Annotated in this window: 1 pseudogene; it reads left to right on the forward strand. The window is 58.5% G+C overall.

Features of this window, described 5'->3' with window-relative positions:
* Nucleotides 1–59: 59 nt before the first annotated feature.
* A pseudogene (locus AC5RWX_RS34460) lies at nucleotides 60–366 on the forward strand (hypothetical protein); the annotation flags it as partial.

Consider the following 366-nt stretch of genomic DNA (forward strand, 5'->3'; position numbering starts at 1 on the left):
GGCGTGGCCAGGGGGCCTGGGCTGACAGGTCCTCTCTAACGAACAGGTACCCTGAACACATGACCGAGAGCTCCCTTGAGACTGGAACAGGACCACAATCCACCTCGACTTTTCAAGAGGGGGAGACCGAGGTAACCCAGGAGGAGCTCGAAGACGAGAACGCTCCCGACCCTGACCCCGCTCAAGTCGCCTACTCCACCACTGATTTCGACGCCGAAGGGCTGGTTCGAAGGCTGAAACGCGGTGACATAGTGATACCGACGTTCGGCCTAGACGCCGCTGATGCCGATCCAATTGAGACGGCGCGCTTCCAACGTCCTTTTGTCTGGGCCAAGACCCAAATGGATCGGTTCATTGAATCGCTTC

The sequence above is a fragment of the Arthrobacter sp. SPT-J7 genome (assembly GCF_059089965.1).